This is a genomic window from Stackebrandtia soli (assembly GCF_965137155.1).
Lineage (GTDB): Bacteria > Actinomycetota > Actinomycetes > Mycobacteriales > Micromonosporaceae > Stackebrandtia > Stackebrandtia soli.
In genome coordinates, this window is sequence record NZ_CBCRZX010000002.1 from 1 (window position 1) to 12,022 (window position 12,022).

Here is a 12,022-nt window from a genome sequence, read left to right on the forward strand (position 1 = left end):
CCCGTGGACAGCTACCCCCAGTCCCCCCTGACCACCTCGATGCGCAGCCCCGAGAAACTGACCTACGACCACGCCACCGTCCACGCGATCCTCGACGAGGGCTACATCTGCCACGTCGCCTACGTCGCCGACGGCCTCCCCAGGGTGCTGCCGACCGCGTACGGGCGAATCGGGCACACCATCTACATCCACGGCTCAACCGGCAGTCGGGCGTTCCTCACCGGCCGCGACGAGGGCCTCGACATCAGCCTCTCCGTCACCCTGCACGACGGCGTCATCCTGTCCACATCATGGTTCCACCATTCGGCGAACTACCGCTGTGTCATCGCCCACGGTCGCGCCCGCACCGTCACCGAACCGGACGAGAAATGGGCGGGCCTCGCGGCGATCGTCGACGCGCTGGCCCCGGAGCGCTCCCTACAGTCCCGCGAACCGACCACAAAGGAGCTCGCGCAGACCGCCGTACTGGCCCTTGACCTCGAGTCCGTGTCGGTCCGCTCCCGCAGCGGTGGCCCGAACGACGACCCGGACGACATCGGGTCGCCGTACTGGGCCGGGGAGATCCCCCTGCGACTCGTCCCCGGCGCGCCACGTCCCGCCCCCCATGCCCACGGGACGCCTCCCACGCTGTGAGAAGCGCCCTTGGCGACGGGCACTCCGTCGGAGAGGATCACGCCATGCTTGGTGTCACCGACCTGTGGGCATACGTCGCCGCGACCGTCCTCATCATCCTGCTGCCGGGGCCGAACTCGTTGTACGTGCTGTCCGTCTCGGCACGGCGCGGGGTGCGCTCCGGATATCGCGCCGCCACCGGCGTATTCGTCGGTGACGCCGTGCTCATGGTCGCGTCGGCGGCAGGCGTGGCGTCGCTGCTGAAGACCTCCGAGCTGGCGTTCTCCGTCGTCAAGTACATCGGCGCCGGATACCTTGTCTACCTTGGGATCGGACTGATCCGGTCGGCGATCAAGACGTGGCGCGCCCGGCACGAGTCGCCCAGCGACGACGCCGACGCGCCCACCCTCGTCTCCTTCGAACGACCGTTCCGGCGGGCGCTCACGGCGAGCCTGCTCAACCCGAAGGCGATCCTGTTCTTCGTCGCCTTCTTCACGCAGTTCGTCGATCCCGCGTACCCGTACCCGGTGGCGAGTTTCCTCCTTCTCGGCGTGATCGTGCAGGTCTGCAGCCTCGCGTACCTGACGGTGCTCATCTTCTCTGGAAACGCCCTGGCGAGCGCGTTTCGGCGTCGCCGCGTGGCCGCGAGTGTCGGCACGGGCGGTGTCGGAGCGGTCATGATCGGTTTCGCCGTCAAACTGTCGACATCGTCGCTGGCGTAATCGGTCCGGCCGGTCGGCGAGCGCCGGGCGCCTACGATGGTCGAATGACCGCGTCGGACAACACGCAGCCACTACCCGATCCCGAACGTGACGGAGCGCCGACGCCGGATGGGGATGCCGTCGGTCGCGCCACCGTACCCGGACCGGAGGCGGTGGGTCGCGCGGCGATCCCGGTCGAGACGGCGCACGGCGCGGCGGTCGCCACCGAGACGCCGTACCTGTTCGAGGACGCCGTGGGCCGCGCGGCCGTTCCCGACCCGACCGCTCCCCCGCCGATGGCGTCCGTTCGTGAGGAGTGGCCGCCGCCGCGTCGGTCGTCCCCGAGGGAACCCGCAGCCCCTCGACCCGCTCGCAGCCACCGCGTGTGGACGCGGGGTGTGCTCGCGGCCGTGGCGGCGGCGCTGCTGGCGCTGATTCTCGCGTTCCACCAGTCCGTCCCGAACGATCCCGGCAACCTGGGGAGCCTCCTCGAGACGTTCCTGCCGTGGCTGGGTTGGCTGATCCCGCCGATCGCCGTGTGGGCGCTGCTGCGTCGGTCGGCGACGGCCGCGATCGTCCTCATCGCCCCCGTCATCGTGTGGTCGGGCATGTACGTGGGCCTGCTGCCCGACAAGAGCAGCGGCGAAGGGGACATCCGGGTGGTGACGCACAACGTCGACGCCGACAACGCCGACATCCCCGGCACGATCGCGCGGCTTCTCACGGCGGACGCGGACGTCATCGCTCTGCAGGAACTCACCGAGACCGCGATGGGCCAGTACGTGGACGGCCTCGACGACAGCTACCCGTACTACGTCTCGCACGGGACGGTCGCGCTGTTCTCCCGACAGGCGATCCTCGACTCCTCGCCGGTCGACATCAACATCGGGTGGACCCGCGCGATGCGCGCCACCATCGAGACGGAACAGGGCCCGATGGCGGTCTACGTCGCGCACCTGGCGTCGGTGCGCGTCGGTTCGGAGGGTTTCACCTCGCAGCAGCGTGACGCGACCGCGGAGGCGCTCGGCACCGCCATCGCGGAGGAGGGCCTGGAGCGAGTGCTCCTGTTGGGAGACCTCAACGGAACGATGCAGGACCGCAGCCTCGCGCCGATCACGCACCAGCTCGGGTCGACCCAGGCGGAGGCGGGAACCGGTTTCGGGTTCACGTGGCCCGCGTCGTTCCCGATGGCCCGGATCGACCAGATCCTCGTCCGCGAACTGACCTCCGTCGACTCGTGGTCCTTGGAGCCCACCGGTTCGGACCACCTGCCGATCGCCGCCGATCTGGACCTGTGACCCGAGCGGTCCCGCTGGCGCCAATGCGCCATCGAAATCGGGTTGCTCCGATCCCGTTCGACTTCTAGAGTGGATGGACCCCTCGACCCCGGGAAGCGTCGGCGTGCCCCCACACGACGTCGACGACCGTGGCGACGAGACAGGAGCCCGACGTGCGACATCACTCCCCCATCGGCGAACCGTTCCGCAACGAACCCCTGGTGCACAACACGCTCAATCAGGCGACCGGCGGCATCTGGAGAGTCCACGGACCGGATGGGACCGCCATTCGGAAGGAGGCCGTCCGCGGCACCGCGGGTCCGCCGCGCTGGCGAACCAGCGATGACCCTCGACATTGGAATTACTGGCGGCGCGAGTACCTGGCCTATCGTGACGAACTGCCCGAACTCCTGTGCGGTGATTCGGGGCTTCGACCACCACGCCTGCTTCGCATCGACGAGGAGACCGACGCCGCGACCCTCTGGATCGAGGACGTCGACGGGGTCCCCGGCTTCGAGTGGAGCGTCCCCAGACTGGGCTTGTTCGCCCGGCAGCTCGGGAGAGCTCAGGCCCGCCACGTCGACGCGGTCCCGGACCGTCCCTGGTTGTCGACGGGTTGGCTCCGCCAGTACACGGCGACGATGGACTTTTCGGAGTCGATCGACTGGGATCACCCGGTCGCCGCGCGAACCTGGTCGGCGGAACTGCGCGGTGGCCTCATGGAACTGTGGCGGCGGCAATCCACGCTGCACGATCGGGCGGCCACCCTGCCGCGCACACTGTGCCATCTCGACGTGTGGCCGATGAACTTCGTCGCCGACGGAGAGAACACGGTCCTCTTCGACTGGGCGTTCGTCGGGGACGGCGCGCTCGGTGAGGACATCGGCAATCTCATCCCCGACACGGTCGCCGACGGCTGGGTGAACGCCAAGCTGTTGCCGGAGATCATCGAGACCGTCACGGACGCGTACCTCGCGGGGCTCGCCGACGCCGGTTGGCACGGAGACGACGGGGCGGTGCGGACCGCCATCGCCGTGACGGGCGCGGCGAAGTACGCGTGGATCGCGCCGATGATGCTGCACCGCCTCGCCACTGACGCGCCCGTCGGGTCGACCAACTACGACACCCGCGACGACGCCGATCAGATCCTCGCCGAACGCGTGCCAATGCTCGAACTCATCAGTTCCTGGGCGCGCACCGCGCTCACCTGACGCCGAAGCTCCGCCCGACGTCGATCCTCGGTGGGTGAAACCCCCGCCGCGCGGCGCACGGACGAACCCGTTACGCCTCGACGGCGCCGTGTTCCGTTCGGCCGCAAGCACATCGAAGGGGCCGCGACGGACGGCACCCGTCGATCGCGTCTCGTGGGCCGCCGGAAGCGCCCCGGCTGTCACAGGGGCACGGCAGACTCAAGCGCATGGGCAAGGATTTCGGGTTCGGCGCGGCGACGTCGGCGTGGTTCACCGAGGAGTTCGGCGAGCCGACGGCGGCACAGGCGGGAGCGTGGCGAACGATCGCGGGCGGCGAGCACACGCTGGTGGTCGCCCCGACGGGCTCGGGCAAGACCCTGGCCGCGTTCCTGTGGGCGCTGGATCGCCTGCATCACGAGCCTCGCCCGGCGGACCGGTTGGCCCGCTGCCGAGTCCTGTACGTGAGCCCGCTGAAGGCCCTCGCGTACGACGTCGACCGGAACCTGCGGCGTCCGTTGGCGGGGATCACGGAGGCCGCGTCCCGGCTCGGAGTGTCGGTGCCGGAGGTGTCGGTGGCGATGCGCACGGGCGACACGACGGCTGAGCAACGACGCGCGTTCTCCCGCGCACCGTCCGATGTGCTCATCACGACCCCGGAATCGTTGTACCTGTTGCTGACCTCGGCGGCGAGGGAGGCGCTGCGCGGGGTGGAGACGGTCATCGTCGACGAGGTGCACGCCGTGTCGGGGACAAAGCGCGGCGCGCACCTGGCGCTGAGCCTGGAACGCCTGGACGCGGTGCTGAGGCGTCCCGCGCAACGCGTCGGCCTGTCCGCGACGGTGCGTCCCATCGAGGCGACGGCGGCGTTCCTCGGGGGCGCGGCACCGGTAACGGTGGTCGATCCGCCGTCGACGAAGACGATCGAGGTCGCCGTCGAGGTGACCGTCGACGACATGGCGGACCTGGCCGATGTGGACGAATACGGTCAGCCGTCGATCTGGCCGTCGGTCACGGATCGCCTGTACGACTTGATAACCACGCACCGTTCAACGATCGTGTTCGCGAACTCGCGACTGCTCACGGAGCGCCTGTGCGCGCGGATCAACGAGAAGGCGGCGGGTTCGCCGCGCATCGATCGGGTCTCGCCAGCGCACATCATGGCCCAGTCGGAGGCGTCCGCGGGGGTCCCCGCGACGCTCGCCCGGGCGCACCACGGCTCCATGTCACGGCTGGAGCGGCTCGAAGTGGAACAGTCCCTGAAGGACGGCACCCTCGCCGCCGTCGTCGCGACGTCCAGTCTGGAACTCGGCATCGACATGGGCGCGGTCGACCTGGTCGTCCAGGTCGGGGCCCCGCCGAGCGCGGCTTCGGGCCTGCAACGGGTCGGTCGCGCCGGGCACCAGGTCGGAGCGGTCTCGCGCGGCGTGGTCCTGCCGACGCACCGGGCGGATCTGCTGTGTTCGGCGGTGACGGCGCAGCGCATGCGAGCGGGCGAGTTGGAGCCGATGCGGCCACCGCGCAACCCGCTGGACGTGTTGGCGCAGCAGGTGATCGCGATGGTCGCCACCGACGATTGGCAGGTCGCCGAGCTGCTGGCGCTGGTGCGGCGAGCGGCGCCGTTCGCGTCGCTGACGGCCGACGACCTGGGGGCGGTGCTCGACATGCTGTCGGGGAGATACCCGTCCACGGGCTTCTCCGGGCTGCGCCCGAAGATGGTCTGGGATCGACGCCGCGACGTGCTGTCGGCCCGCAAGGGCGCCCGACAGCTCGCCGTCCTCAACGCCGGCACGATTCCCGACCGGGGTCTGTACGGGGTCTTCCTCACCGACGGGGGCGCGGGTTCTCGCGTCGGCGAGCTCGACGAGGAGATGGTGTACGAATCCCGAGTGGGCGACGTGTTCGTACTGGGGGCGACCTCATGGCGGATCGACTCCATCACTCCCGACCGCGTCCTCGTCACCCCGGCGCCGGGCGAGGCCGCGCGAATGCCCTTCTGGAAGGGCGAGGACCCGGGCCGACCCGCCGAACTCGGCCTGGCCATCGGACGAGCCCTACGCGACGATGGACAGGCCATCATCGACACCGCAGGCGACGGCCGGGCGCGCGGCAATCTCGCCGCGTACCTGGCGACACAGCGGGAACAGACGGGCCGGCTGCCCGACGACCGCACGATCGTGGTCGAGCGCTTCCGAGACGAGCTGGGCGACTGGCGCATCGTCATCCACTGTGTCCTCGGAGCCAGGGTGAACCGGCCGTGGGCGCTGGCGATCGCGGCACGCCTGCGGAGCCGGCTCGGGATCGACGCGCACGCGCTCGCCACCGACGATGGCATCGTCGTCCGCGTTCCGGACATGGAACACCCGCCCGACGGCGACGTCGTCCGCTTCGACGCCGACCACATCGGCGACGTGGTGCGGGAGGAACTCGCGGCGTCGCCCCTGTTCTCGGCGCGGTTCCGGGAATGCGCGGCACGGGCGCTGCTGCTGCCCCGCAGGGCGATCGGACGCCGCCAACCACTGTGGCAGCAACGCCAACGGGCGTCACAGCTGTTCGCGGTGGCGTCCGACTTCGACGGTTTCCCGATCACGGCGGAAGCCGCCCGCGAATGCCTGGAGGACTACTTCGACATTCCGGCACTGCGCACGCTCATGGCGGGTATGGCATCGCGGGAGGTGACGACGTACGACGTCGCGACGGAACGCGCATCGGTGTTCGCGCAGTCGATTCTGACGACGTACACCGCCGCGAATCTGTACGGCGAGGACGAGCCGATGGCGGAGCGGAAGATCGCCGCGTTGAACTCGGGGCTCCTGGATTCGCTGCTGGGAGAGGGGGAACAGCCCTGGAACACCGATGTCGCGGCGGAGGCCGAGGCCTGGTTGCAGTGGCGCGACGGGAGGGCGCTCACCGATGCCGACGACGTCGCGGAGCTCCTTCGCGTCATCGGTGACCAATCACCGAACGAACTCGCGGAGCGGGGCGTCGACACCGAGGTCGTGCGGGAGCTCCTCGCGGCAGGGCGCGCGATCACCGTGACCATCGCGAACGAGGATCGGCTGATCCTCGCCGAGGACGCGACACGGTATCGCGACGGGGTCGGCTCGACCCTGCCGAGCTCCCTGCCCGAGTCGTTGACGGCACCCGCGCCGAACGCGCTCGCGGACCTGGTGTCGCGGTACGCCCGCACGCGAAGTCCATTCTCGACGATCGACTGCGCGACCCGCTTCGGCGTGAACACCGTCCACATAGAGTCAACATTGCGCGAATTGGCGGCGTCGGGAATCGTCGGTTTCGGGCACTTCGGAGAGGCGGACCTGTGGTGCGCGACCGAGACGCTGCGGTTGGTGCGACGCCGCACCCTCGCCGCCCTGCGGGCCGAGATCGCCCCCGTGCCCCCGAGCCGATACGTCGCGCTGTTGTCGGCGTGGCAGCTCGTCGGGACGGCCGGGCGCGGAGGCGAGGCCGTCGCCGAGGTCTTCGACCGTCTCCAGGGCACCGCCATGCCGGTGTCCGCAATAGAGTCCCTGGTGCTGCCGGCGCGCGTCACGGAGTACTCCCCCGTGCTGCTCGACGAGCTCACCGCGTCCGGCGAACTGCTGTGGGCGGGCACCGGCTCTCTCCCCGGCGGCGACGGCTGGGTCTCGTTCGCGTACGCCGAGACGGCTCCCCTGCTGCTGCCCCTCCCCGATGAGACGATCCTGGAATCGCCGCTGCACCAACGGGTTCTCGACGAACTCGACGGAGCCTCGTTCTTCCGCGACCTCACCGAGCGGGTCTCCGTCGACGAGTCGGACCTGCTTGCGGCCTTGTGGGACCTGGTGTGGGCGGGCTGGGCCTCCAACGATTCCGTCGCGCCGTTGCGAGCACGGCTGAACCGCCGCCCGCAACGCGGCGAGCCCCGGTCGCGACGCCGACCGTCCAGGCTCGGCCGCTACGGCGTGGCCGGACGCGTGACGCGCGCGGCCCCACCGGAGGCGGCGGGTCGCTGGTTCCGGCTTCCCGAGCGCGACACCGATCCGACACGGCGAGCGCACGCGGCCGCCGCGAGTCTCCTCGACAGGGACGGCCTAGTCGTGCGCGGTTCGGTGGCGGGTCGGTCGTCGGGCTTCGCGGGCCTGTACCCCGTGCTCGCGGCGATGGAACAGCGCGGCCTCACCCGACGTGGCTACTTCGTGGACGGCCTCGGCGCGGCGCAGTTCGGCGAACCTGGCTCCGTGGACCGCCTGCGCGGCGCGGCCGACCAGCCGACGGTCGCGCTGTCCGCCTGCGACCCGGCGAGTCCGTACGGCCTGGCGCTCGCATGGCCGACGCACGGGGGCGACCCCGGTCACCGGCCCGGCCGCAAGGCGGGCGCCGTCGTCGTTCTGTCCGGCGGCGAGCTCGTCTGGTACCTGGAGCGTGGTGCGAAGACGCTGTTGACCTTCGGTTCCGGTGATCCCGAGGCGGCGGCCGTCGCGCTCGCGGACGCGGCCCGACGCGGAGCGCTCGCGTCGGCGACGCTGACCCACATCGACGGCGAGCCCGTTACGACCAGTCCCCTGGCGTCCGCCCTCACCCGCGCGGGCTTTCGCGCGACCCCGCAGGGGCTGCGCTGGTGACGGCCGGATCGGGCGCCCACGCCCACCGTTCGACGCGGGCGATCGCTCGATGAGCGGGTCCGGTGCGGGAAGGCCATACGCGGCGGGGCGTCGAGGCGACACCGGCGAATCGGTCTACTTCGGATCGATCGGCCGGACGACGCCTCCGGCGATTCGCGCCGGATGGTAGATGTTCAGTGTCGGCGAAGTCTCGACGTCGAAGACCTACTCGTCCATGTACGTCCCTATGAGCGGGCCGAGCGCGATCGTCATGCCGAGCTTCTCACGGATGGCGGGGCGGTCGGTTCCGCAGAAGCCACCGGGAGATCCCACTGGCCACGTCAGGTTCGGCCGCCCGACGAACCGCGGGGAAGAGCCCGTCCCGTCGGCGATGACGGCCGACGCCGCAGGTCGCGCGTCGACGAGGACGCGGCGTCCACAGCCTGGGACACGATCCCTTGGGGTCCACGAAGACGCCGCAGCGGAAACGGAACCGCGCACTAACGTGCCTGGCCTTCAGCGCGCGGGTGTTCATCGGCGAGACGACTCGAAACGGCGAGCCGTCAGCTGGGGTCACCGACGGGGCGGATGTAGCCGGCGCGAGTCAGTATCGTCGCGACCACCTGGTTCTTGGCCTCGGCGTAGTCGGCGACGTACTCCCACTCGCGTTCGGCGAGGCGGCGCTTCACCGACGCGTACAGGTTGCGGTCGTCGTCGTTGCCGCGCAACCAATCTCGGAAGATCAGGTGCCGCTTCAACTCTTCGGCGCCGGGGCTGAAGACGTGCAGATTGACGTCGGGATCCTCTCGCACCAGGACGCGATGCTCGTACCAGTCGGGTTCGCGGATCCGCAGTGTGAATCCGGCGCGTTCCAAGTGCGGCACGTACGCGTCCTCGTCGGAGGAATCGGCGACGATCAGATCGATGTCGATCTTCGGTTTCGCCGCGAGCCCCGGCACGGAGGTCGAACCGACGTGTTCCAGGCCGAGCACCGCTCCTCCAAGCGCCGCGCGAATCGAGGAGGCGAGCGCCTGGAACAGACCAGGCCATTGTGGATCGTAGTCCACGACGACGATCCGCGACACCGGCTGCGGCCCGCCGACCGTGACGGCCGCGAGGTAGTCCCGGTCGGCTTTGCCCGTCGGCACGGGTCGGTCCGTCACGTTCGGCTCCTTCACGTCGGCGGCGCCTCGTCCGTCAACGAAAGCGGAGAGGCTTCCGTTGTGGCGCCGGACACCCCGCACCATACCGGTCCGGCGTCGCGGGCACTATCCCCGGCGATGACGGGTCCTCTCTCACCCGGCGGACCGACTCCGCGAAGCCACCACGTCGGTGGCCGGAGCGCCCGCGCCGGTTCGACGGCCGTGGTGTCGAACCACCTGCGTACGACGCCGACCTGGAGGTGCCCGTCCCAGTGACGCCCGGACCCGCGTCTCGAACGGCCGTCGGACGGCGGAACAACCGCCGGTGGCCGTCTCATGCCCGGACCTGTGGTTGGCTGGCACGACGGACACACGGAGAGGACGACCATGCTCATCGAGGTTCGGCAGGGCGACATCACGACCGAAAGGGTCGACGCGATCGTGAACGCCGCGAACTCCTCGCTGTTGGGAGGCGGCGGCGTCGACGGAGCCATCCACGCCGCGGGCGGACCGGAGATCCTCGCCGAATGCCGGGACATCCGCAAGAACACCTACCCGGACGGGTTGCCGACGGGACAGGCCGTCGCCTCCGGCTCGGGACGGCTGAACGCGCGTTGGGTGATTCACACCGTCGGCCCCGTCTACACGACGCGTGAGGACCGTTCGGCGTTGTTGCGTGACTGTTATCGCAACAGCCTCGCCGTCGCGGCGCGGATCGGCGCCACCAGCATCGCGTTTCCGCTGATCTCGTCGGGAATCTTCGCCTGGCCGAAGGAGGACGCCATCGAGCAGGCGCTCGCGGGTCTGGCCGATCCTCCGGAGCCGGTGACGACGGTCCGGCTCGTCCTGTTCGACAGGACGACGTACGCGCTTGCTCGGGATCGCGTCGAGAAATGACATCGACGGGTCACGGAGCCGCCTGCTAAGGTTGCGGTCATGTTGATGATCTGAGCGCATCGGGCCTCGCCGGAAGCACCGGCCGTATCGGCCCATCCTCGCCTTTCCTTACCCGTCCGGCGTATCCGAACGGAAGCGGCCGCGCCGATCAGTCTCAAGGAGACACTTATGACTGAAGATCACGAAACCCCGATGTCGAACGACGACGACACCGAGGAGACACCGGAACCCTTGAACCGGGCCGAGCGTCGCGCTCTGAAGCGCGGCAAGGGCAAGAACACCGTCAAAGGCGTCCAGGAGGGCGTCACACGGGGCGGTTTCAACCCGAAGGACATCAAGGTCGCCGGGCACAAGGAGTTCACCAACCGCAAGAGCGGCTGAACACACGCGTCACGAGGGGCCGGGCGGAAACCGCTCGGCCCTTCGTCATGCGGTCCGACACCTGCCCCCACCGCCTCGCTGTCACGATCGCCCAACCCCCGTCCATTGTGATCCATCGAGGCCCTAGAGGTTGTCTCGCTACCCAGCAGATCGGCTCTGGCGGCGTCAGAACACCACCAGCCGCGTTGTCGAAGCTCCGGCATACGACACCGGTATGCCGGAACTTCTCCGCCTTGCCCGATGACGCCCTGACCCGCGCCTCGCACGACCTGAGATAACGAGACAAACCTCTTACAGTGGAACCCCCGAGGGAAAGAAGTTACGCATGGGCAACGATCAGTTCGACTGGGTCGAGGAAGCGCGCGACCTGTCCAAGGCCGCCCGCAGCGACGCGGAGTTCTACGAGATGGCCGCCGAGGAGCTGCTTGATCCGGCTCATCGACTCGTCGTCGACTTCGCCTGCGGCGGCGGCGGAATGGCGATCGCGTTGGCCGCCACGGCCCGTCGGCGCCGACAGGACGTCACGGTGATGGGCGTCGACGCCCACCCCGAGGTGTACGCGGACGCGGCGGGGGCGCACCCCGACATCACCTTCGTCGAGGGCACGTTCGAGACGGGCGCGACGAAACTGCGGCAGGTCATCGGCAGTGCGCCGGACCTGATCTGGGCGCGAGGCGCCGTCCACCACGCCGACGACGAGCAGGCCGCCCTGGACACCTTGGCGGCGACACTGGCCCCAGGCGGCGTCCTGGCGATCGCGGAGGGCGGGACGACGGCGGCGCACCTGCCCGCGCACCTCGGCATCGGCGAACCCGGACTGCACTCACGCCTCAACGCGGCGACGCACAGGCACGCCCGACGCAAGCTGTCGAAGCTGAAGCCGATGCCGTACGGATGGGGCGTCGGGCTGCGCAACGCGGGCCTCGTCGAGACACGCACCCGCAACATCCTGGTCGACAAGCCCGCACCGTTGGAGGGCGCCGACCTGGACTTCGTGATCGGAAAGTTCGCGAAGCAGTTGGGTTGGGCTCGTGAGTTCCTCGACGCCGACGACATCGCCGCATGGGAACGCCTGCTCGATCCCGACGACACCGCGTGGCTGGGCCACCGCGACGACCTCTTCTACCTGGCGGCGGCGAGCATTCACATCGGCGAGAAACCGTTGGAGGGCTGAGATTCCGGCCCGCGCCGGATGAGCGTGCGGGTCGCCGACCACGACGTCCATTGTGGAGGCCGGTGCCGACG

General features: G+C 69.8%; 9 protein-coding genes. 8 read left to right on the forward strand and 1 reads right to left on the reverse strand.

Annotated features, from left to right (window positions below; translation table 11 throughout):
- From ACM9NP_RS01255 to ACM9NP_RS01275, 5 genes are all read left to right on the forward strand, one after another.
- Window positions 1–633 (forward strand): pyridoxamine 5'-phosphate oxidase family protein (locus ACM9NP_RS01255; protein WP_415644668.1); only part of this gene is annotated, 633 nt, incomplete at its 5' end.
- A 44-nt stretch (window positions 634–677) separates the two neighbouring features.
- The gene (gene leuE / locus ACM9NP_RS01260; RefSeq protein ID WP_415644669.1) at window positions 678–1,334 is read left to right on the forward strand and encodes a leucine efflux protein LeuE; all 657 of its coding nucleotides are present in this window, start codon (window positions 678–680) and stop codon (window positions 1,332–1,334) included.
- Window positions 1,335–1,378: 44 nt separating this feature from the next.
- Window positions 1,379–2,611 carry an endonuclease/exonuclease/phosphatase family protein gene (locus ACM9NP_RS01265; protein ID WP_415644670.1) on the forward strand — a complete coding sequence of 411 codons (1,233 nt, stop codon included), beginning with the start codon at window positions 1,379–1,381 and terminating at the stop codon, window positions 2,609–2,611.
- A gap of 152 nt (window positions 2,612–2,763) precedes the next feature.
- On the forward strand, window positions 2,764–3,801 hold the full coding sequence (locus ACM9NP_RS01270) for a protein kinase family protein (RefSeq protein WP_415644671.1): 1,038 nt from the start codon (window positions 2,764–2,766) through the stop codon (window positions 3,799–3,801).
- A gap of 206 nt (window positions 3,802–4,007) precedes the next feature.
- Entirely contained in the window at window positions 4,008–8,378 is a 4,371-nt protein-coding gene (locus tag ACM9NP_RS01275; protein WP_415644672.1) for a DEAD/DEAH box helicase, read from the forward strand.
- A 542-nt stretch (window positions 8,379–8,920) separates the two neighbouring features.
- Here ACM9NP_RS01275 and ACM9NP_RS01280 read toward each other — a convergent pair.
- On the reverse strand, window positions 8,921–9,520 hold the full coding sequence (locus tag ACM9NP_RS01280) for a GrpB family protein (RefSeq protein ID WP_415644673.1): 600 nt from the start codon (window positions 9,518–9,520) through the stop codon (window positions 8,921–8,923).
- A 366-nt stretch (window positions 9,521–9,886) separates the two neighbouring features.
- Between ACM9NP_RS01280 and ACM9NP_RS01285 the strand changes: the two genes are divergently transcribed.
- The 3 genes from ACM9NP_RS01285 to ACM9NP_RS01295 all read left to right on the forward strand — a co-directional run bounded on the left by ACM9NP_RS01285 (window position 9,887) and on the right by ACM9NP_RS01295 (window position 11,951).
- Window positions 9,887–10,396, forward strand: a complete 510-nt coding sequence (locus ACM9NP_RS01285; RefSeq protein WP_415644674.1) for an O-acetyl-ADP-ribose deacetylase — start codon at window positions 9,887–9,889, stop codon at window positions 10,394–10,396.
- A 168-nt stretch (window positions 10,397–10,564) separates the two neighbouring features.
- Window positions 10,565–10,777 carry a hypothetical protein gene (locus tag ACM9NP_RS01290; protein ID WP_415644675.1) on the forward strand — a complete coding sequence of 71 codons (213 nt, stop codon included), beginning with the start codon at window positions 10,565–10,567 and terminating at the stop codon, window positions 10,775–10,777.
- Between the two features lie 325 nt (window positions 10,778–11,102).
- Window positions 11,103–11,951, forward strand: a complete 849-nt coding sequence (locus ACM9NP_RS01295; protein WP_415644676.1) for a class I SAM-dependent methyltransferase — start codon at window positions 11,103–11,105, stop codon at window positions 11,949–11,951.
- Window positions 11,952–12,022: the final 71 nt, after the last annotated feature.

Excerpts from the sequence above, each read along its gene's own strand:
- leuE (WP_415644669.1), top strand. The coding sequence starts at position 678 with ATGCTTGGTGTCACCGACCTGTGGGCATACGTCGCCGCGACCGTCCTC.
- ACM9NP_RS01295 (WP_415644676.1), top strand. The coding sequence starts at position 11,103 with ATGGGCAACGATCAGTTCGACTGGGTCGAGGAAGCGCGCGACCTGTCC.
- ACM9NP_RS01290 (WP_415644675.1), top strand. The coding sequence starts at position 10,565 with ATGACTGAAGATCACGAAACCCCGATGTCGAACGACGACGACACCGAG.
- ACM9NP_RS01275 (WP_415644672.1), top strand. The coding sequence starts at position 4,008 with ATGGGCAAGGATTTCGGGTTCGGCGCGGCGACGTCGGCGTGGTTCACC.
- ACM9NP_RS01285 (WP_415644674.1), top strand. The coding sequence starts at position 9,887 with ATGCTCATCGAGGTTCGGCAGGGCGACATCACGACCGAAAGGGTCGAC.
- ACM9NP_RS01265 (WP_415644670.1), top strand. The coding sequence starts at position 1,379 with ATGACCGCGTCGGACAACACGCAGCCACTACCCGATCCCGAACGTGAC.